At 69.6% G+C, this 20,357-nt stretch carries 14 protein-coding genes; 4 read left to right on the plus strand and 10 right to left on the minus strand.

What is annotated here, in order from left to right; translation table 11 throughout:
• Positions 1-2: 2 nt before the first annotated feature.
• The 5 genes from JJJ14_RS08455 to arc form a co-directional block, all read right to left on the minus strand.
• Positions 3-638 (minus strand): ECF transporter S component, encoded by a 636-nt coding sequence (locus JJJ14_RS08455; RefSeq protein WP_201443856.1) that lies wholly within the window; start codon positions 636-638, stop codon positions 3-5.
• A 404-nt stretch (positions 639-1,042) separates the two neighbouring features.
• Positions 1,043-2,587, minus strand: coding sequence for a proteasome accessory factor PafA2 family protein (locus JJJ14_RS08460; RefSeq protein ID WP_201443857.1), 1,545 nt, complete (start codon positions 2,585-2,587; stop codon positions 1,043-1,045).
• A complete protein-coding gene (locus JJJ14_RS08465) occupies positions 2,584-2,772 on the minus strand; it encodes a ubiquitin-like protein Pup (protein ID WP_003786115.1) in 189 nt (62 codons plus the stop codon). Before JJJ14_RS08465 ends, JJJ14_RS08460 begins: the two co-directional genes overlap by 4 nt.
• Complete coding sequence (locus tag JJJ14_RS08470) at positions 2,769-4,544, minus strand: proteasome accessory factor PafA2 family protein (protein WP_236592783.1); 1,776 nt, start codon at positions 4,542-4,544, stop codon at positions 2,769-2,771. The genes JJJ14_RS08465 and JJJ14_RS08470 overlap by 4 nt, the downstream gene beginning before the upstream one ends.
• A gap of 5 nt (positions 4,545-4,549) precedes the next feature.
• Complete coding sequence (gene arc / locus JJJ14_RS08475; protein WP_201443858.1) at positions 4,550-6,199, minus strand: proteasome ATPase; 1,650 nt, start codon at positions 6,197-6,199, stop codon at positions 4,550-4,552.
• 191 nt (positions 6,200-6,390) lie between these two features.
• Between arc and valS the strand changes: the two genes are divergently transcribed.
• The gene (gene valS, locus JJJ14_RS08480; RefSeq protein ID WP_201443859.1) at positions 6,391-9,207 is read left to right on the plus strand and encodes a valine--tRNA ligase; all 2,817 of its coding nucleotides are present in this window, start codon (positions 6,391-6,393) and stop codon (positions 9,205-9,207) included.
• Positions 9,208-9,320: 113 nt separating this feature from the next.
• Positions 9,321-9,866: a GNAT family N-acetyltransferase gene (locus tag JJJ14_RS08485; protein ID WP_075379528.1), complete on the plus strand. Its 546-nt coding sequence runs from the start codon at positions 9,321-9,323 to the stop codon at positions 9,864-9,866.
• A gap of 26 nt (positions 9,867-9,892) precedes the next feature.
• Here the strand turns inward: JJJ14_RS08485 and JJJ14_RS08490 are convergent, their stop codons facing one another.
• From JJJ14_RS08490 to JJJ14_RS08510, 5 genes are all read right to left on the minus strand, one after another.
• On the minus strand, positions 9,893-10,906 hold the full coding sequence (locus JJJ14_RS08490; RefSeq protein ID WP_201443860.1) for a LacI family DNA-binding transcriptional regulator: 1,014 nt from the start codon (positions 10,904-10,906) through the stop codon (positions 9,893-9,895).
• Complete coding sequence (locus JJJ14_RS08495; RefSeq protein ID WP_201443861.1) at positions 10,887-12,665, minus strand: glycoside hydrolase family 13 protein; 1,779 nt, start codon at positions 12,663-12,665, stop codon at positions 10,887-10,889. Before JJJ14_RS08495 ends, JJJ14_RS08490 begins: the two co-directional genes overlap by 20 nt.
• 191 nt (positions 12,666-12,856) lie before the next feature.
• Entirely contained in the window at positions 12,857-13,720 is an 864-nt protein-coding gene (locus tag JJJ14_RS08500; RefSeq protein WP_075418664.1) for a carbohydrate ABC transporter permease, read from the minus strand.
• Positions 13,717-14,754, minus strand: a complete 1,038-nt coding sequence (locus JJJ14_RS08505; RefSeq protein ID WP_201443862.1) for a carbohydrate ABC transporter permease — start codon at positions 14,752-14,754, stop codon at positions 13,717-13,719. The genes JJJ14_RS08500 and JJJ14_RS08505 overlap by 4 nt, the downstream gene beginning before the upstream one ends.
• Before the next feature lie 81 nt (positions 14,755-14,835).
• A complete protein-coding gene (locus JJJ14_RS08510; RefSeq protein ID WP_201443863.1) occupies positions 14,836-16,128 on the minus strand; it encodes an ABC transporter substrate-binding protein in 1,293 nt (430 codons plus the stop codon).
• A gap of 312 nt (positions 16,129-16,440) precedes the next feature.
• Between JJJ14_RS08510 and JJJ14_RS08515 the strand changes: the two genes are divergently transcribed.
• Complete coding sequence (locus tag JJJ14_RS08515) at positions 16,441-18,333, plus strand: AMP-dependent synthetase/ligase (protein ID WP_201443864.1); 1,893 nt, start codon at positions 16,441-16,443, stop codon at positions 18,331-18,333.
• A 47-nt stretch (positions 18,334-18,380) separates the two neighbouring features.
• On the plus strand, positions 18,381-20,282 hold the full coding sequence (locus tag JJJ14_RS08520) for an AMP-dependent synthetase/ligase (protein WP_201443865.1): 1,902 nt from the start codon (positions 18,381-18,383) through the stop codon (positions 20,280-20,282).
• Positions 20,283-20,357 lie beyond the last annotated feature (75 nt).

Raw genomic sequence — 20,357 nt, forward strand, 5'->3', positions numbered from 1 at the left:
CCTCAGGCACGGCCGGTCGCGCGGTGATCGATGCCGACGCCGGCGCGGTTGAGCAGCCGGGTCAGGACAATGGTGACGACACCACCGACAAGTGCCGAGACCACGGCGATGATGACGCCGGCGCTCGCCGAGGCCATTCCCGCTGAGGCACTCATGACGGAGACGTACATGATGCCGTTGAGCAGGCCGAAGGTTGCCGCCGAGATGAGGAAGGACCACCAGGTCCACTTCCGGTAGAGCATGAGGGCAAGGGGCGCCTCGACGAAGACTCCGCCGATGAGGGTGCCGACGATGGCGGCGGGACCCGTCGGAGTGGTGAAGACACTCATGATCCCCATGAGAAGGGCCGCGATCATGACAGCGCCGGGGCGGCGAACGACGGTGGCGGGCAGCAGGAACGGAACGAGCCACAGTCCCATGATCGCGCAGCCCAGAAGAACTGCGTCCCGGGAGGCTCCCGCCGCCGGGGCCAGGTAGTTCAGGGGGACCATGAGGATCATGCAGACGACCGCCAGTGCGGCGATCATCATGAGGTTTCGGGTTCCCAGGGCGGAGTCGGCTAGACCTGAGCGCGATGAGGTGTGAACCGAGGGCTTGTCCTGCTCGGTGGCGGCCGGCGTGCGGTTGGTGGTGCTCATGCTGTCTCCTTGCGTGTTCTCACGGGTCACGGTGACCGCTCCGGCCTCGTGCCGGAGCCCCGGGGCGAGCCTGGGCGGGCACGCCGACGTGATGACCGCACATCTACTCCGCCACCACCCCATTTTGCAAATCATTATCATTATTGACTTGCTCAGAGAAATGCTTGACCCGAGCGGTGCGATCGTCATGTCGAACGAGCCACCCAGGTGTGTCACCCCGAGAGGCAGCACGCCTCGCGGCTTTGGTGAGGCACACCTAAGTGTCTACTCCTTCTCGGGACTTCACGCAAGGGTCAACCAGGCACCGGGCCGTCAGGGAGCACCCGGTCCCGACCGTTGAAAAGACGGGAGAAACTAGTAGTGGACAGCACTGAAGGGCGACGAGGCCCAGGCCCTCAGGAGTCTCAGCCCGGCGCACCCAGGCCTCCGCGTCCCACGAGGTCGATGCGGTGCATCTCCTCGGGGCGCAGGTCCAGCACCCGCTGGGTCAGGGACTCGGCGGCCTCGTGGGCCGTCTCCAGCGGGTCCGGCAGGTCCACGGGCGCAGTGGGCGGCGAGTCCAGTCGCAAGCTCTCCCAGGAGACGGAGAAGTCAACTCCCACCTCCAGGCAGGCCGCCACGAAGGCCCCCCGGAGGGCGGCGCGCGTGGCCGGGGGCGTCTGGCGGGCGCGCTCGATCTCCTCCGGATCGCACAGGTTCACCATGGCCCCTTGGGCGACCAGGCGCGGAACCAGTCCGGTCTCGGCGTTGAGGTCGTGGTAGGCCAGGTCCACCCGCGAGCGCAGGGTCTCCAGGGACTGGCCGCTCAGCTGGGGGTGGCGCTCGCGCTGGGCGCGCATGAGGCGACGCTTGATGGCCCAGTCGATCTCGGTGTCGATGGCGCTGTCGTCGTGGCGGCGCAGCGCGGAGATGACGCGTGGCGCCAGGTCGGTGAGCAGATGCTCGGCGCCGCGCAGGAAGTCCGGCACTCCGGCGTCGTCCAGGTAGGAGGTCAGCCGCTCCAGGAAGGCCTCCTGGATGTCGACGGCGCTCAGGCACCGGCCCTGGACGGTGGTGGCGGGCACGTCCCCCCAGGGGCTCTCCCCCAGTGCGGACAGCGTGACCAGAGGGTCGGCCAGGATCAGGTCGGTGAAGTCCCAGCCGGCCTCAAGGGCGTCCAGGAGCAGCAGGGTCACGGCGCTGCGCAGGCCCGTTGTCGGCTCGGCCATGGTGGTGTCGGCGCAGGTGATGTGCAGGCGGCGCAGGCGGGTGGCGTCGGCGTGGGGCTCGTCGCGGGTGTTGACCAGGGCGCGCTGCCCGGTGGTGTCGGCCGAGGTCAGGGCCCGCAGGTGGGGGGCGCGCGGTGACAGGCCCCAGGCGGTCTCCTCCCCCGCACCCCGGCCGCCCTCGTTCGGCTCCGTCGGGCCGCCTGCCAGTGGGCGCCCGGAGCCGACCAGCACGGGGCGCGTGGCCAGGAAGGAGGTGAGGACCGCCATGGTGGTCTCACTGCTGGCGCCGGATGCGTCGTTGGTGGCGTCGAGCAGGCTGCGGGGCACGGAGTAGCTCTCGTGGCAGCCGTAGGTGTGGCCGGCCGAATCGGTGTTGTTGGCCAGGAGGTGGAAGCGGACCGCGGTCCCCTCCTGGGCGAGGCCCGCGGCGGCGCGCGTGGCCATGTCGGCCAGGATCGCCCGGCCGGCCTGGTCCTGGGCGACGAGGTCGCGCACGCTCACGCACTCGGCGGTGGCGTACTCGGGGTGGGCGCCGATGTCGAGGTAGAGGCGCCCGCCGTTGGGCAGGAAGAGGTTGGTGCTGCGGTAGCCGACCGGCCGGTGACGGAAGATGAGCGCCGCCGCCCGCTCGACATCCGGCAGGTCGCTCTTAGTCGCTTCCGACGGCCCCGCGGGGGCGCACAGGAGGCCGAACTCGGTCTCCAGGCCGGTGACGCGCGGCCCCGGGGCGCTGGTGCTCACTGGCCGCCCTTCTGGACGAAGCCGCGCACGAACTCCTGGGCGTCGACGGCCAGGACGTCGTCGATCATGTCCAGCACCGAGTCCAGGCCCTGGCCCCGGGCGGGGCCGGCGGGGGCGGGGGTCGGGTCGTCGTCGGGGGCGGGGTCGTCCTGGCGGCTGCGGGACGGCTGGGCGAACTCACTCATGTCTGCTCTCCTGACAGGGTGGCGGATGTGGTCACTGCTTCGGTGGCTCGCCCCGGGTCGCCGGGACGCTCGCCCGTGAGGCGAGAGAGGACCTCGACGACGTCGGCGGCGTCCTTGAGGGCCGGCGCCGTGGCGGTGCGGGTGAAGGCCAGGGTGCCGGTCAGGGGCAGGCGGCGCTGGGCCCTCTCACCGGTTTCCAGGACCATGGAGTGCCAGCCGGCGGCGACCACCTGCCCGGGGAAGTCGCTCACGAGCCTACCCCTGAGCCAGGCCCGGGTCGTGGTGGGAGGCTCGGCGAGGGCCGTCTCCACCACCTCGTCACTGAGCCCGCCTCGCGCGTCGACGCCGGCTGGCACCCGCTCGGCCAGGCCCCTCCCGGCCGGGGAGAGCTCGGACCAGGCCAGGTCGACGGCATGGAGGACGTCGTGTCCGCCGGCGCCGGGATGGCGGCGGGCGGTGGCGTCCAGGAGCTGCTTCTTGGCGACCCACTCCAGGTGCCCGGCCGCTCCTTGCGACTCCCCCGGCTCGTGGCCACCGGCGCACTGGGCCTGCAGCTCGCGCAGGGAGGCCAGTGAGGCCTCCCAGAAGGCGAGGATCGCGCCGGTCTCGGCGCCATCGGTGTCGGCGCCGTCGGCCAGCGCGGCCAGGTCCGGGCGCAGGGGGTCGCCTTGCGGCGCCGGCGCGGGGCGGCCGTGGTCCTTCAGGTGGCTGCGCACCGTCTGAAGGTAGTGCTCCAGGATCTCCAGGGCGCTCAGGCGCCGCCCGTCGTCCAGCTCCAGCGTGCCTTGAAGGCGGGTGTCACGGGAGACGTCCCGGGCCTGGGCCACGGGGTCTGCCAGGCGCAGGCGGCGCCAGGCGGCGGGGACGCCGTCGGCCAGCACTTGGAGGACGAGGGCGGTCATGCCGAGCTTGAGCCAGCCGATGGTGTCGAAGCAGTTGGCGTCACCGGCCACCAGGTGAAGACGGCGCCAGCGCTGGGGGTCGGCGTGGGGCTCGTCGCGGGTGTTGACCAGGGGGCGGTCCACCGTGGTGCCCAGGCCGACGACCTTCTCCAGGTAGTCGGCCCGCTGGCTGATCTGGAAGTCGGCGCCCTGGGCGATAGCGCCGGTGCCGACCCGGCCCGAGCCCACCAGGAGCGGGCGGACCACGAGCAGGGGGACCAGGGCCTGGACGAGGTCGTCGAAGTCGAGGGCGCGGGGCACGAGGTAGTTCTCGTGGGTGCCGTAGGTGGCGCCCTTGCCGTCGACGTTGTTCTTGAACAGCCGGGCCTTCACGCCCCCGCGGCGCAGCCGCTCGGCCCCGCTGGCCACCAGGAGGTCCCCCGCCCGGTCGGCCAGGACTACCTGCGCGGCACCGGTGCACTCGGGTGTGGCGTACTCGGGGTGACCGTGGTCCACGTAGAGGCGCCCGCCGGTGCCCACGCAGGTGGCGGTGCCGCGCTGCCAGGCCTCCTCCTGGGCGGTCAGGCGCACGACGGCGGTGGTACGCACCCGTCCGGGGACGGGGGCCTCGACGGAGGCGGCTCCGGGGATGTCGGTGAGCATGGAGGGGTCGGCCGCTGCGCGGTCCATCTCGAAGCCGCGGGCATCACGCAGGGGGTACTCCCCGGAGTAGTCCCAGCGCACGCCTCGGCTGCGCCCGGCCTCACCCTCGGCCTCCAGGCAGGCGGCCACGACGTCCTCGGGCTCGGCCCCGAGGATGCCGTACTCGGTCTCCAGGCCCATGACCGTGACCTCACGGCCGGGGATCCGATGGGTGCTCGCCGGCGCCACGGCACTCACTCCTCCCTCGAGCGCTGGAGCACGCTCATGGAGACCACCGGCGTGCCGCGCCTCCCGCTGACGCGGGCCCAGTCGTCGGGGTGGACGGTGGCGGGCAGGCCCTCGTTCTCCATGATCTCCTCGATGACGGCGCGGCGCAGGTGCTCGGACGTCAGGCCGCGCCTGCCGTTGGTGACCAGGTCCTTGACGGCCGCCTTCTTGGCGCGGTCGACGATGTTGGCGAGCATGGCGCCGCTGACGAGGTCGGCGACGTGGAGGATCTCGACCTGCCCGTCGGCGCGGGTGAGCTCGACCATCTCGGTGGCGCGGCGGCGGGTGTAGAGGGCATCGATCACCTGCTCGATGAGGGCGTCCACCGCGCCCTGCGCGTCACCGTGTGCCGCCAGGAGCTCCTCGCTGATGGGGAGGTCGGGGGCCAGGTATGTCGCCAGGATCTCGGCGGCGCCGCGCCGGTCCGGCCGTCCGATGCGGATCTTGACGTCCAGGCGGCCCGGCCGCAGGATCGCCGGGTCGATCATGTCCTCGCGGTTGGTGGCGCCGATGACCACGACATTGTCGAGCTCGTCGACGCCGTCGATCTCGGCGAGCATCTGCGGGACGACGGTGGTCTCCACGTCTGAGGAGCGTCCGGACCCGCGGGTGCGGAACAGGGAGTCCATCTCGTCGAAGAAGACGACGACAGGCACGCCGGTGGCCGCCTTCTCCCGGGCGCGGGCGAAGATGACGCGGATGCGCCGCTCGGTCTCCCCCACGTACTTGTCCAGCAGCTGGGGGCCCTTGATGTTGAGGAAGTAGGCCTCGCCGCGCCCGCCGGCCCCCAGGGAGGCGGCGACTGCCTTGGCGATGAGGGTCTTGCCGCATCCGGGCGGCCCGTAGAGCAGCACTCCGCGCGGCGGGGTGAGCCGGTGCTCGCGGTAGAGGTCGGGGTGGAGGAAGGGCAGCTCGACGGCGTCGCGGATGAGCTCGATCTGCTCGCCCAGTCCCCCGATGTCGCCGTACCCGACGTCGGGCACCTCCTCCAGGACGAGCTCCTCGACCTCGGAGCGCACCACGGGACGCAGTGCCATGCGCACGGCCAGGTCGGCCACGAGGGCGTCACCGACCCGAGGGCGGTGGTCGCTCAGGGTCTCCGAGAGGCTGAGGACCTGCTCCTCGTCGTGACGGGCCAGGACCAGGACGGTGCCGTCGCCGTAGGTCTCCTTGACGGTGACGACCTCCCCGAAGCGCGGTGAGGGGCAGGTGGCGGTGATGACGAGGTGCTCGTTGAGGACGACGTCGTCGCCCGGGTGGAGGGAGGAGGACACGACGGCGGGCCCCACGCCCACCCGGTGGCGCCGCCCGGCGATGGAGACGTCGGCTGTGCGCGCGCCTGCGTCCACGGCCAGGACGGTGGCGTGCGCCAGGGGCGGGAGCTGGAGGGCCTTGATGTCCTCGTGGAGGGCCGCCAGCTCCTGGCGCGCCGCCCTGAGGGCGTTGGCCAGATGAGTGTTCTTGCGACTGAGGACGCCGGCGTGCTCGCTGAGCTCCCGCAGGCGATCGGTGACGTCCCCTCCGGGCTGGCCGCCTGCCTGCGCTAACGGGGCCTGGGAGACGCCCGTCAGCGTCTGCGCCACTGGGTCCTTGTGCTCCACCGGTTCCTCATCCATGCGCGTCCTCCTCGACTGCGGCTCGGGGCCGCTGCGATCCCCTTCGATCCATATTGGTACAAGCGTACCAATCCGCGCCCGTTTCGTAACCCGTATCCGTATCCATGAGTCAGGCGGAGCGGCGTTAACGCCCGCCGACCTCACACCGCAGCCGGTCGAGGCCCTGGGCCACGCCGTGACAGAATCGACCCATGTCTGAGATCCCCACGAGCCACTCCGCTCCCCCGTCATCGTCCAGCCGTCTGCTGCCCTCCGAGCCCCACAGCCCGCGAGTGCCGGCCAAGGTGTCGACCGACGGCCTGGAGACCACCTGGGGCGAGCGCTGGGAGTCCGAGGGGACCTACGCCTTCGACCGCAGCGCCGAGCGCGCCGAGGTCTTCTCCATCGACACTCCGCCGCCGACGGTCTCCGGCTCCCTGCACGTGGGGCACGTCTTCTCCTACACGCACACCGACACCGTGGCCCGCTTCCAGCGCATGCGCGGCAAGGCGGTGTTCTACCCCATGGGCTGGGACGACAACGGCCTGCCCACTGAGCGCCGCGTCCAGAACTACTTCGGGGTGCGCTGCGACCCCTCCCTGCCCTACGACCCGGACTTCACTCCCCCGCACACCGGCGGGGAGGGCAAGTCGATCAAGGCGCGCGACCAGGTGCCGGTCTCGCGTCGCAACTTCGTCGAGCTGTGCGAGCGCCTCACGGTGGAGGACGAGAAGCAGTTCGAGGCCCTGTGGCGTCGCCTGGGCCTGAGTGTGGACTGGTCGCACACCTACCAGACCATTGGCGAGCGGGCCCGCAAGGTCGCCCAGACCGCCTTCCTGCACAACCTCGAGCGCGGGGAGGCCTACCAGGCCGCGGCGCCCGGTCTGTGGGACGTCACCTTCCAGACGGCGGTGGCTCAGGCCGAGCTGGAGTCGCGCGAGTACCCCGGCTTCTACCACCGCCTGGCCTTCCACATCGTCGATGAGGCCGCCGCCGCCAAGGCCGAGGCCGCCGGCGCCCCGGTGGAGAACGGCGTCGACGTGTGCATCGAGACCACCCGCCCCGAGCTGCTGCCCGCGTGCGTGGCCCTGGTGGCCCACCCCGACGACGAGCGCTACCAGCCCCTGTTCGGCACCACCGTGTCCTCCCCCGTCTTCGGCGTCGAGGTGCCGGTCCTGCCGCACCCGGCCGCGGAGAAGGACAAGGGCGCCGGCATCGCCATGTGCTGCACCTTCGGTGACACCACGGACATCGACTGGTGGCGCGACCTGCAGCTGCCGCTGCGAGCGATCCTTCGCAAGGACGGGCGCATCGAGACCGAGACCCCCGAGTGGATCACCTCCCAGTCCGGCCGCGAGATGTACGAGGCCATGGCCGGCAAGACCACCTTCTCGGCCCGTGAGGCTCTTGTGGCCCGCCTGGCGCAGACCGGTGAGATGCGCGGCGAGCCCGTCAAGACGGTGCGTCAGACCAACTTCTTCGAGAAGGGCGACAAGCCCCTGGAGATCGTCACCTCCCGCCAGTGGTACATCCGCAACGGCGGCAAGGAGTGGACGAACCCGGCCTCCGGCACCGACCTGCGCGAGGAGCTGCTCGCGCGCGGCCGCCAGCTGGAGTTCCACCCCGACTTCATGCGCGTGCGCTACGAGAACTGGGTGCGTGGCCTCAACAACGACTGGCTGGTCTCGCGTCAGCGCTTCTTCGGCGTCCCCTTCCCGCTGTGGTACCAGGTCGGGGCCGACGGCGAGGTCGACTACGACGCGATCCTGACGCCGGCCGAGTCCGAGCTGCCCGTGGACCCCTCCTCCGACGTCCCGGCCGGCTACACCGAGGACCAGCGCGGCGAGCCCGGTGGTTTCGTCGGCGAGCTCGACATCATGGACACCTGGGCCACTTCCTCCCTCTCTCCCCAGCTGGCCTCGGGCTGGCTGAGCGACGAGGACCTCTTCGGCCGGGTCTACCCGATGGACCTGCGCCCGCAGGGGCAGGACATCATCCGCACCTGGCTGTTCACCACGGTGGTGCGCGCGAACCTGGAGTTTGCGGCCCTGCCGTGGACGAATGCCGGCCTGTCGGGCTGGATCCTGGACTCCGACCACAAGAAGATGTCCAAGTCGAAGGGCAATGTCGTCACCCCCATGGGCCTGCTGGAGCAGTACGGCTCCGACGCCGTGCGCTACTGGGCCAGCTCGGCCCGCCTGGGCCTGGACGCGGCCTTCGAGGAGACCCAGATCAAGATCGGCCGTCGCCTGGCCATCAAGGTCCTCAACGCCTCCAAGTTCGCCCTGTCCATGGGGATCCCCTGGGACGCCGACGAGGCCACCGTGGCCGCGGCCCCCGCCCCCTGCCTGGACGCCTCGGTGGTCAGTGAGCCGATCGACCGTGCGGTCCTGGCGGCTCTGGCCGACGTCGTCGACGCCGCCACGGCGGCCTTCGAGGAGTTCGGTCACGCCCGGGCCCTGGAGGTCACCGAGTCCTTCTTCTGGACCTTCTGCGATGACTACATCGAGCTGGTCAAGAACCGGGCCAATGACTTCGACGGATCTCACGACGCCGCCGCCGTCCGCTCGGCGCGGGCGACGCTGGCGATCGCCGTGGACACCTTCGTGCGCCTGCTGGCCCCCTTCCTGCCCTTCGCGACCGAGGAGGTGTGGAGCTGGTACCGCACCGGCTCGGTGCACCGGGCCGCCTGGCCGCAGTCCGATGGTCTGCGGGAGGCCTCCACCGGGGCCGACGCCGAGCTGGTGGCCCGTGCGGGAGTCGCCCTGGCGGCACTGCGCAAGGTGAAGTCGGAGGCCAAGACGAGTCAGAAGACGCCGATCCTCTCAGTGGCGCTGGCCGTTGCCGCCGACCGGCCCGAGTACGCCGAGGCCATCGAGGCGGTTCGTGCGGACCTGACGGAGGCCGCCAAGGTGACTGGCACCTTCACTGTGGAGCAGGCCGCCCCGGCAGCCGACTCGGTTGAAGGCGCCTCCCCGGTGACCGTGACCGCCGCAGAGCTCGGCGAGGCCCCGGCCAAGAAGAAGTGAGCCGCGAGCACCCGGTCCTGTGACGAACGGTGGCGCCGTCTCCCTTGGGCGGCGCCACCGTCGTCGTCGATCTGCTCAGCGCTCCCTGACGACGGTCTCATACACTCGTCTCGATGACGATCAGCCTGAAGCCCCTGGATGCCGCCGACCGCGAGTCCTTCATCGCCGACCTGCAGGAGGCCTTCGAGCACTTCGTAGGCGACGCACGAGACTCATTCATCGACACATCCCTGCTCGAGGACGGAACCGTCAACCCCGCCGCCCCTCCGATCCTTCCGCGAGAGGACATTGAGGAGTCACTCAGCAGGTCCGATGCCCAGGCTCTACGCATCATTGAGAACGGCACTGCGGTCGGCGGCGTCATCCTCACAGTGAAGGGAGATCGCGGAGAGATCGAGATTCTCGCGATCAATGCGAGCGCGCACGGACGCGGCATCGGCGCACGCGCTTGGACCGCCATCGAGGAGGCGTACCCCGATGTGCGGGAGTGGGAGCTGGTGACCCCTTACTTCGAGGTGCGCAACATCCACTTCTACGTCAACAAGTGCGGTTTCCACATCGTGGAGTTCTTCAATGAGCATCACCCCGCCCCCTGTGCCCCGGGCATGGACAAGGACCTCTCCTTCCGCTTCGTCAAGTATGTGGGGCTCCCGGAGTAGGGGGACGCAATCCGTAGCGGCTCCGGCTATTCCTGATGGCGCGCCGTGGAGCCGCGGTCGGTGAGGACGGCGGGCATGAGCCCGCGGTGCTGGGCCGGGTCCGGTTCTCCTCTGAGGCATCTGAGCAGGAGCGAGCCCGCCTCGGCCCCCATGGCCTCCCGGTCCACGCTGAGCTCGCTGAAGGCCTCCCCGTGGCGGCCGTTGCCCTGGGTGATCCCGAGGGTGAGCACGGACAGGTCGGCGGGAACGGACAACCCGTTGGCCTGCGCCGCGCAGGCCAGTCCCACCACGGCGGCGGGGTTGTTGGACAGGACGGCGCTGCACCCCTCGATGAGGCCGCCGGCTCCCACGATCTCGGCGCCGGCCAGCGCCGCCTCCGGCACCTGACGCACCAGGACCTCCACCCCCAGCTCCTGCGCGGCGCGCAGGAGCTCGCGGGCCTGGTCCTGGCGGGCGTGAGCGTCATCGGATGCGGTCTCCCGCATGAGCGCGACGATGCGACGGTGCCCGAGTTCGGACAGATGATCCACGCCGGCGCGGGCCATCTGAGCGAAGTCCGCGTCAATGCCGGGCGCCCCACCGGCGCGATCCGAGGAGCCAATGAGGACGGTGGGGACCTTCTCCTCCAGCAGCATCGCCTCGCGCTCATCACCGTCAGCCACGTCCATGAGAACCACCCCGCCCAGGGCGCCGGAGCGCACGAGCGAGCGCAGCTCGATCAGCGGTGCCGAGGAAGTCATGACCGGGATGACGACCTGGATTCCGCTGGGTGTCAGTGCGCGACGCACACCATCGACGTAGTCCAGGTCGTTGGCGTCGATGGTGGAGCGCTGGCGCCGGAAGAGGACTCCTACGGTGCGCAGCACCGGCGAGGCCAGTGAGCGGGCGGCGGTGTTGGGGTGGTAGTCGAGGTCGCGCACGGCCCGCATGACCCGCTCCCGCGTGCTCGAGCTCGTCGAGCGCTGACCGCTCAGGACGTAGGTGACGGTCGAGGGCGACACCCCCGCCGCCCGGGCCACATCAGCGCGGGTCGCCGCCATCGGTTCCTCCGGCGGAGACATCCAGCCAGCAGGCGCCGTTGGATGGTACGACGACGGCGCCCGCAGCCTCCACGGCATTCGCTGCAGTCGACCCGTCAGTCTCGCTCCGGCGCCAGGAGGTGATGAGGGGCCTGCCGGCCCCCTTGATCGTCACCGGCTGCTCGGTGGTGTTGAGGACGATCGCGGTAATGCCGTTGCGCAGGTGCAGGACCCCGGGCTCGCTGTCCAGCCATTCCACTGACCCGCGCCCGAGTCGGAGCTCGCGGCGCAGGGCGATGGCCCGCCGGTACAGGGTGAGGGTGGAGTCCTCGCGTCCCTCCTGGGCCTGGGGCGAGTACTCGCCCCAGCCCTCGGGTTGAGGCAGCCAGGTGCGGCCGGTGGCGTTGTAGCCGTAGGAGGCCCCGTCCCGCGTCCAGGGCAGGGGGACCCGGCAGCCGTCGCGCCCCGGTACGAGGTGGTTGGTGCGCTCCCACAGGGGGTCCTGGCGGGCCTCGTCCTCCATGGTGGTGTGCTCGGGCAGTCCGAGCTCCTCGCCCTGGTAGAGGTAGGCGCTGCCGGGCAGCCCCAGCATGAACAGGGTGGCGGCGCGCGCTCGGGCCAGGCCGAGCTCGGCGTCGGGCTGGGGGTCCTTGGGGCCGATCCCGGGGTCGGTGTCCATGTCGGCGGGGTAGGCCAGGCGGGAGGCGTGGCGCACGACGTCGTGGTTGGACAGCACCCAGGTGGCGGGCGCCCCCACGGCACCGTACTCGCTCAGGGAGACGTCGATGACACGGCGCAGCGCGTCGGCGTCCCATCCGGCACCCAGGAAGGGGAAGTTGAAGGCCTGGCTCATCTCGTCGGCGCGCACGTACTGGGCGGCATCGGCCTCCGTGGGCACCCAGGCCTCGGCGACCAGGAGGATGTCCTCACCGACCTCGTCCAGGACACGGCGCCACTCGCGGTAGATGTCGTGGACCCCGGGCTGGTTGAAGGCGGGTCCGACATCGGGCAGCTTCTCGTGGGCCGTGTCCTCATCCGGGGAGGCGGCAATATTCCACCGGTCGGGGCCGAGGTCGTCGTCGGGCAGGCCCTCGGCCTTGACCAGACCGTGGGCGACGTCCACGCGGAAGCCCTCGACACCACGCTCCACCCAGAAGCGCAGGAAGGTGCGGAAGTGCTCATGGACGTCCGCGTTGGACCAGTTGAAGTCGGGTTGCTCGGCTGCGAACAGGTGGAGGTAGTACCACCCCCGGTCCTCGCTACGGCCGGTGAGCGGCTCCACCGGCTGCCAGGCCGGCCCGCCGAAGAGCGAGCCCCAGTTGTTCGGGGCGCCGTCGTCACTGTGGCGGAAGATGTAGCGGTCACGCTCGGGAGACCCCGGGCCCGCCTCCAAGGCGGCACGGAACCACTCGTGCTGGTCGGAGGAGTGGTTGGGGACCAGGTCGACGATGACGCGGATGCCGGCCTCGTGGAGGTCGGCGATGAGGGCGTCGAGGTCCTGCAGGGAACCGTACTCGGGGGCCAGGTCGAAGTAGTCCGAGACGTCGTAGCCGGCGTCGACCTGGGGCGAGGGGTAGAAGGGCGAGAGCCACACGGCGTCCACGCCGAGCGCCACCAGGTGGTCGATGTGCTCCCGGATCCCTTGGATATCGCCGATACCGTCGCCGTTGGCGTCGGCGAAGGAGCGCGGGTAGATCTGGTAGATGACGGCATCGCGCCACCAGGCGTCGGTGTCGGTGCGCGGCAGGAGGCCCTGCGGGCGGGCACTGGTCGAGGTCATGAACAGGTCCTATGTCAGGCCGCGGCGCTGCGGTCAGGTGGGTGAAGATGAGGGAGTAGGAGGTCGGAGGCAGCCGGCCTCGTCCCGAACGCCCTCTGCGGGGCGGCAGCGCGGTGGCGGTGCCGCCCCACAGAGACGAACGGGTGATGGGCGGGCTCTCCGGTGAGCCGGGCCCGGGGACTGCAGCTGCCCTACTGCTTGAGACCTCCTGCGGCCAGTCCGGCCACGATCCGGCGCTGGAAGAGCAGCACCATGACGACCAGCGGCAGCGTCATGATGACTCCCGCCGCCATCTGTGAGCCGAAGGGCGTGTTGAACTGGGAGTCCCCGGTGAACTTCGACAGGAGCACCGTGGCCGGCTGCATGGAGGGGTTGATAATCATCGTGACGGCCACGAGGAACTCGTTCCAGGCGCCGATGAAGATGATGATGGCGGTGGTGAAGATTCCCGGCGCGGCCAGCGGGAGGATGACCTTGCGGAAGGCCTGGCCCGGGGTGCATCCGTCAACCATGGCGGACTGCTCGAGCTCCTGGGGCATCTGCCGGAAGAAGCTCGTCAGGTTCCACACCGCCAGCGGCAGAGAGAAGGACAGATCCGGGACGATCATCGCCTGGTAGGTGTCCGTCCAGCCCCAGGCGGCGAAGTTCTTCAGCAGGGGCACGATGATGGCCACGAGCGGGAACATCGAGGTGGCGATGATGAGGAGCATGAGCACTCCCTTGCCCCGGAAGTCGAGGCGCGCCAGGGCGTAGGCGGTGAAAGTCGCCACCGCCAGCGCCACGATCGTCACGATGATCGAGACGACCAGGGAGTTGATGAGGCCGTTGGCGAAGTCGTTCTTCTCGGAGAAGACCGCCTTGTAGTTCTCGAAGGAGGGGTGGCGGGGCCACCAGCTGTTCTCGAAGATCTCACTGTCGGGGCGCAGGGAGGAGACCAGCATCCAGTAGAAGGGCGCCAGGCAGTAGATGACGATGAGGACGATGCCGACGGTGGAGAAGAGGCTTCCCCAGTCCCTCTTGGTCTTGCGGACAGGTGCGGCGGTGGAGGTGCTCATGCCTGCTGGCTCCTTTCAGTAGCCGTCTGGGAGGCCGGGGTGGAGGAGCCGGAGCGCTTGAAGAGAGCGCTGACCGGCAGCTTGCGCTCATTGCGCTTGCGTCGGGCCTCGTCGTTACCACTGATGTCGGTGTTGGTGATCTTCAAGAACGCGACGGCGAAGACGAAGACGTAGAGGAACAGGATGAGGGCGTAGGCCGCGGCGCTGCCGTAGCGGGAGTTGGAGCTCTCGTCCTGGACCAGCATGGAGAGGGTCTCCACGCTGCCCTTCCTGGGGCCGATGAGGATGTAGGGCAGGTCGAACATGCGCAGGGCGTCCAGGGCACGGAAGACCACGGCCACGACGAGCGCGGGCTTGACCAGCGGCAGGGTGATGGAGGTGAAGCGCTTCCAGGCGCTCGCGCCGTCGATCTTGGCGGCCTCGTAGACCTCATCGGGAATGAGCTGGAGCCCGGCCAGGGTGAGCAGCCCGATGTAGGGGGCCGTCTTCCACACGTCGGCGATGATGATGGCCGCCTTGGCGCTCAGGTCCCCCGAGGCCCACATGACGTGCCGACCCAGGATGGCGTTGGCGACACCGTTCTGGTTGAAGATCCACCCCCACAGGATGGCGGAGACGGCGGTGGGGATCGCCCAGGGCACGAGGATGGAGGCGCGCACGATGCCGCGCCCCTTCATCGCCTTGTGCATGATGAGCGCCATGGCCACGCCCAGAACGGTCTCCAGGACCACGGTGACCACGCCGAAGAGGGTCGTGTTGTAGAAGGCCACCCAGAACCTCTCACCGGCGCTGGAGAAGATGTCGGTGTAGTTCTTCAGGCCCACAAAGGGCTCGGTGGTGGAGAAGAAGCCGTCGTCCTTCAGCCGGGGACGCCCGAAGAGCGACTGGTAGAGGGACTGAGCGATGGGGATGAGGATGACGATCGTCAGCACCAGTACCGTGGGCGAGATGAGCATCCAGGCCAGACGGGCCTGCGCCTTGGAGCTCTTGGACTGGTGATTGACGACTTGCTCGGAGTGCGTCGTGGTACTCATGACTGTCCTTTGACCGTCCTTGTTGACATGACCGGTTTGTCTCAGGGGGCGCCGCCCGCGGCGGCGGCCGTTGCTATGGCCTTACCCCTCCAGCTTCTTCAGGTTGCTGCTCAGGCCGGCGATGACGTCCTTGGAGGACCGGCTCCCCGGCTGCTGGATCGCGGGATAGATGCTGTCCTGGATCTTCGCGGTGACGTCGCCGTAGTAGACGGCCTGAGGACGGCTCTTGGCGTTCTCGAGGCTCTTCTTGAGGATCGGCAGGTAGGGGAACTCCTTGAGGAGCTCGGGATCCTCATAGAGGGATCCGAGGATCGGGGCGAGCGTCTGGGTCTTGAGCTGGTAGCGCTGGGATTCCTCGTTGATCCACCACTTGACGAACTTCAAGGCGGTCGCCTTGTTCTTGGAACCCTTGGTGATGGCGCAGTTGTGCCCACCCAGCGTGGAGACGAAGGGCTTGCCGTCGATGCTCGGTAGCGGTGCGACGTCGAACTTCTCCGTCCCCAGGGACTCCTTGTTGTTGGCGTACTGATAGGGCCACTGCCGGTAGAAGAGGAGGTCGCCCGACTCGAAGGCGTTACGTCCGTCCTCCTCCTTCCACTCCAGGGACTCCTTGGGGATGTAGCCCTTGGCGAAGCCGTCGATGAGCCACTGCAGACCGGTGACCGACTCGGTGGAGTCGAGGATGACCTGGGCGTCGTCGTTGTAGAAGCCACCTCCGGCGGTGTGGATGAACTCCGAGGCGCAGCAGGTCAGGCCCTCATACTTGGCGAACTGACCGCCGAACCCACCAATGTCCTTGTGGTCGGGCAGGGCCCGGACCTTGTCGATGGCGGCCTTGACCTCATCCCAGGTCTTGGGGACCGCGACACCGGCCTTCGCCAGGAAGTCCTTGCGGTAGTACATCATCGGAGCATCAGTGACGAAGGGGACCGCGAAGAGCTTGTCCTTGTACACGCCCGTCTTCCAGACGGGTTCCAGGATGTCGTCATTCTTGAGCTCGTCCTGGGGCAACTCGACCACCCACCGGTTGGCGGCGAACTCCGAGACCCAGACATTGTCCAGGGAGACGACGTCGTAGGCGTTGGAGTTGATTCTGGCGGCGTTGACGAGAGCGGTGCGCTGCTGGTCGGCCTCGGCGGAGAGCTCGATGAGCTTGACCTCCTCACCGGGATGAGCCTTGTTCCACTCATCGATCCTGGCCTGCACCTTGCCGCCCGAGTTGTCCTTGCCCTGGACCCAGGTGATCGGTCCGGTGCCTTCAAAAGTGACGGGTCCGTCGTCGTCTCCGTGGGAGGTGGCGCAGGCCCCGACGGAGGCCAGTGCCGCAGCCAGGGCCGAGCCCTGGATGAACTGACGACGGGGTAGGGGTGTCATGTGTGTTTCCTCCTTGAAACTGCTGCGAAGCCCACCGGCTCCGTTCCGGAAGGACCCACATCGTCGACGCGCGTCGACTAGGGCATGAGAGGCACGTTACACATCTGCAACCGACCGGTCAAACCTAATTCGCGCTTGTCGTCCCGGAATCCTTGAGAGGAACCTCCGAACCGCGGACTGCCCTCCCGCTGCCCGCACCCCGTGATCCCCACGAGACCACCGCGTACCGCCTGTGAAAACCTCCACAGCACCGCTCTCCTTCTCTCACCTCAACGGTGCGCCGCCCTGACCGTCGCCTGACACAATGAGGCCGTGAGCTCTCACCCCTCCTCGCCCCAGGCCACCAGCACCAGGCCGCCGCGCTATCCCGGCCATATGGCCGGCGGGGTCTCCAGCACCGAGATCCCCTTCCAGCCCGAGGCGCACTGGTCGGTGCCGTGGCTGCTCGCCGACCGCATCGCCCGCAGCGGCGACCGGCCACTGGTGGCCCGCAAGTCGCCCCTGTCGGGGGACTGGCAGGAGGTGTCGGCCCGAGCCTTCGGCGAGGAGGTGGCCCACGTGGCCGCGGGTCTCATCGGCATGGGGCTGGAGGCGGGCACCGCCGTCGGCATCATGGCGCACACCTCCTACGACTGGTTCCTCCTGGACATGGCCATCGCCCGCGCGGGCCTCATCTCCGTGCCCATCTACGAGACGAGCTCGGCCGAGCAGGTCGAGTGGATCGTCACCGACGCCGACGTGCGCGTGGTCATCACCGAGAGCGGCACGCTGGCCGAGCTCGTGCGCGGCGCCGTCGCCGGTATCGAGCAGCCGGTGAGGGTCCTCGCCCTGGACGCGGACGCGATCACCACCATCGTCCAGGCGGGCTCGGGCGTCAGCCCCTCGCAGGTCGACCAGCGCTCCAACGCCCTCACGGTCGACGACGTCTACTCCATCATCTACACCTCCGGCACCACGGGCCGCCCCAAGGGCGTCGAGCTCACCCACCGCAACGCCGTCGGCATCCCGTATCACGGGGTGCGCTACCTGCCCGGAGTCCTGTGGGGCACCAACGTGCGCCTGCTGCTGTTCCTGCCGCTGGCGCACGTCTACGCCCGCTGCCTCCAGCTGCTGTCCCTGGCCGGCGAGGGCGTGCTGGGCCACACCCCCGACGCCAAGACCCTCCTGCCCGACCTGCAGTCCTTCGCTCCCTCCTACATCCTGGCCGTCCCACGCGTCCTGGAGAAGATCTACAACGCCGCCGATGCCAAGGCCGGCAGCGGCGCCAAGCTCAAGCTGTTCCGTTGGGCCGCCAAGGTCGCCATCGCCTACTCCCGCGCTCTGGACACCCCACAGGGCCCCTCGCGCGGCCTGCGTCGGGCGCACGCCATGGCCGACCGTCTCGTCTTCCGCAAGATCCGGGGACTCATGGGACCCAACGCCCGTTTCATCATCTCCGGCGGAGGGCCGCTGGGACAGCGCCTGGGCCACTTCTACCGCGGCCTGGGCCTGGCCACCCTGGAGGGCTACGGCCTGACCGAGACCATCGGCCCGGTCAGCGTCAACACCGACTGGCTCAACAAGATCGGCACCGTCGGCCCGCCCGTCTGCGGCAACGAGATCCGCATCGGTGAGGACGAGGAGATCCAGGTCCGCGGTATCGGAGTCTTCTCCACCTACCACAACAACCCCTCGGCCACCGCCGAGGCCTTCACCGCCGACGGATGGTTCCGCACCGGTGACATCGGCGCCCTCGACGAGGACGGCTACCTGCGCATCACCGGACGCAAGAAGGAGCTCATCGTCACCGCCGGAGGCAAGAACGTCGCCCCCGCCCAGCTCGAGGACCGCCTGCGCGGTCACCCGCTCATCAGCCAGGTGCTCGTCATCGGGGACGGGGAGCCCTTCATCTCCGCCCTCATCACCCTGGACAAGGAGATGCTCCCCCAGTGGCTGCGCAACCACGGGCTGGCGGCGATGGACGTGGTTGAGGCCTCCTCCCACCCGCAGGTGCTCGCCGCCCTGGACCGGGCCGTGGCGCGCACGAACCGCGCGGTCTCGCGGGCCGAGTCGATCCGCACCTTCCGGGTGCTGGCCACCGACTTCACCGAGGCCAACGGCCTGCTCACCCCGTCGCTGAAGGTCAAGCGCGGCCCGGTCATGGAGGCCCACGCCGACGTCATCGCGGACATCTACAGCTCCACGCGCAAAGGGCCGCAGGAGTAAACGGGAGCAAGCCTCGCCGGCGGCCTCGGGCGGGCATACTTGCCATCATGACCGACGCCTCCGCCCGACCGGCCGACTCCAGCCCCTCCGCCTCCTCCGAGGAGCACGCCACCGAGCTCCTGGTCCCGGTTCACGACGGCATGACGACGCCCTGGGCGCTGGCCGAGCGCGTGCGCCGCAGCCCCGACGGCGGGCTCATCGCCCGCAAGTCCCCCTTGGGGCGGCGTTGGCGGGAGATGAGCGCCAGTGCCTTCCGCACCCAGGTGCGTGAGGTGGCCGCGGGTCTGGTGGCCCGCGGGCTTCAGCCCGGAGACGCCGTCGGCATCATGTCGCACACGTCGTACGAGTGGACGCTGCTGGACTTCGCCGCCTGGGAGGCGGGCCTCGTCGTGGTCCCCGTCTATGAGACCTCCTCGGCCGAGCAGGCCCAGTGGATCCTTACCGACGCCGGCGTGAAGCTCATCGTCGTGGAGAACGAGGCCATGGCCTCCATGGTCGGCGCGCTGACCTCCACCGTGCCCGAGCTCGAGAGCCTGCAGGTGCTGTGCATCGAGCGTGAGGACGTCCTGGGGCTCATCAAGGCCGGTCGAGGCGTGGATGCCGGCGAGCTCGACCGGCGCAGCGCGGCCCTGACCTCACAGTCCCTGGCCACCATCGTCTACACCTCCGGGACGACCGGCCGCCCCAAGGGCGTCGAGCTCAGCCACGGCAACCTCGTGCACCTGTGCGTCAACGTCTGCCCGCACGTGCCCGAGGTCCTGGGCGGGGCCGAGGTCCGTTTCCTGCTGTTCCTGCCCCTGGCCCACGTGCTCGGCCGGTTCGTGGAGATCGCGGTCGTCTGCTCGCGCGCGGGCGTACTGGGGCACGTGCCCGACGTGCGTAATCTCCTCAACGACCTGGGCTCCTTCCGGCCCACCGCGGTCCTGGCCGTCCCCCGGGTGTTCGAGAAGATCTATAACGCCGCCGACGCCAAGGCGACCGGCGCCAAGCAGAAGGTCTTCCGGCTGGCGGCCAAGACCGCGATCGCGTACTCCCGGGCCCTGGACACCCCTGAGGGCCCATCACGCCGGCTCAAGGCTCAGCGCGCCGCCTTCGACAAGCTCGTCTTCTCCACCCTGCGCTCCGTACTGGGTGGGCAGGTCACGCACGTGGTCTCCGGGGGCGGGCCTTTGGGCGAGCGCCTGGGGCACTTCTACCGCGGCGCCGGAGTCACCGTCCTGGAGGGCTACGGCCTGACCGAGACGATGGGTCCGTGCAGCGTCAACCTGCCCCAGGCCACCCGGATCGGGACTGTGGGCACCCCACTGCCCGGCTGCTCGCTCCGCCTGGCCGACGACGGGGAGATCCTGGTCCGGGGCATCGGCACCTTCACGGGCTACCACAACAACCCCGAGGCCACGGCCGAGGCCTTCACCGACGACGGCTGGCTGCGCACCGGGGACATCGGCTCCTTCGAAGGCGCCGAGGGCTTCCTACGGATCACGGGGCGCAAGAAGGAGCTCATTGTCACCGCAGGTGGGAAGAACGTCGCCCCAGCCCCTCTGGAGGACCGCCTGCGGGGTCACCCGCTGGTCAGCCAGGTACTCGTCGTCGGGGAGAACCGTCCCTGCATCGGTGCACTGCTCACCCTGGATGCGGAGATGCTGCCACTGTGGCTGTCCTCCCACGGGCTGGAGGAGATGACGGTGGTCGACGCCGCCCGGGACCCGCGGGTGCGCGCCGCCCTGGAGAAGGCGGTGGCCCGGGCCAACGAGGCGGTCTCACGGGCGGAGTCGATCCGCACCTTCGAGGTACTGCCCACGGACTTCACCGTGGCCAACGGCTTGCTGACCCCCTCGCTCAAGGTACGCCGCGCCGAGGCGGAGAAGCGCTTCTCGGCCGAGATCGAGGCTCTCTACACGCGCACGCCGCTCATCCCCGGCACCACCGTCTCACCGTCGCAGGACTGAAGGCCGCCGCGAGAGCCCACCGGGCTCGGCCCGCCGGCTGCTCCGGGGCCATCCTTCTGGCTCGTGTCGCTGCGA

It is taken from the genome of Actinomyces sp. HMT 175 (genome assembly GCF_016694895.1).
Taxonomy (GTDB): domain Bacteria; phylum Actinomycetota; class Actinomycetes; order Actinomycetales; family Actinomycetaceae; genus Actinomyces; species Actinomyces oris.

Excerpts from the sequence above, each read along its gene's own strand:
- JJJ14_RS08520 (WP_201443865.1), top strand. The coding sequence starts at position 18,381 with ATGACCGACGCCTCCGCCCGACCGGCCGACTCCAGCCCCTCCGCCTCC.
- JJJ14_RS08495 (WP_201443861.1), bottom strand. The coding sequence starts at position 12,665 with ATGACCTCGACCAGTGCCCGCCCGCAGGGCCTCCTGCCGCGCACCGAC.
- valS (WP_201443859.1), top strand. The coding sequence starts at position 6,391 with ATGTCTGAGATCCCCACGAGCCACTCCGCTCCCCCGTCATCGTCCAGC.
- JJJ14_RS08500 (WP_075418664.1), bottom strand. The coding sequence starts at position 13,720 with ATGAGCACCTCCACCGCCGCACCTGTCCGCAAGACCAAGAGGGACTGG.
- JJJ14_RS08465 (WP_003786115.1), bottom strand. The coding sequence starts at position 2,772 with ATGAGTGAGTTCGCCCAGCCGTCCCGCAGCCGCCAGGACGACCCCGCC.
- arc (WP_201443858.1), bottom strand. The coding sequence starts at position 6,199 with ATGGATGAGGAACCGGTGGAGCACAAGGACCCAGTGGCGCAGACGCTG.
- JJJ14_RS08510 (WP_201443863.1), bottom strand. The coding sequence starts at position 16,128 with ATGACACCCCTACCCCGTCGTCAGTTCATCCAGGGCTCGGCCCTGGCT.
- JJJ14_RS08505 (WP_201443862.1), bottom strand. The coding sequence starts at position 14,754 with ATGAGTACCACGACGCACTCCGAGCAAGTCGTCAATCACCAGTCCAAG.
- JJJ14_RS08485 (WP_075379528.1), top strand. The coding sequence starts at position 9,321 with ATGACGATCAGCCTGAAGCCCCTGGATGCCGCCGACCGCGAGTCCTTC.
- JJJ14_RS08455 (WP_201443856.1), bottom strand. The coding sequence starts at position 638 with ATGAGCACCACCAACCGCACGCCGGCCGCCACCGAGCAGGACAAGCCC.
- JJJ14_RS08490 (WP_201443860.1), bottom strand. The coding sequence starts at position 10,906 with ATGGCGGCGACCCGCGCTGATGTGGCCCGGGCGGCGGGGGTGTCGCCC.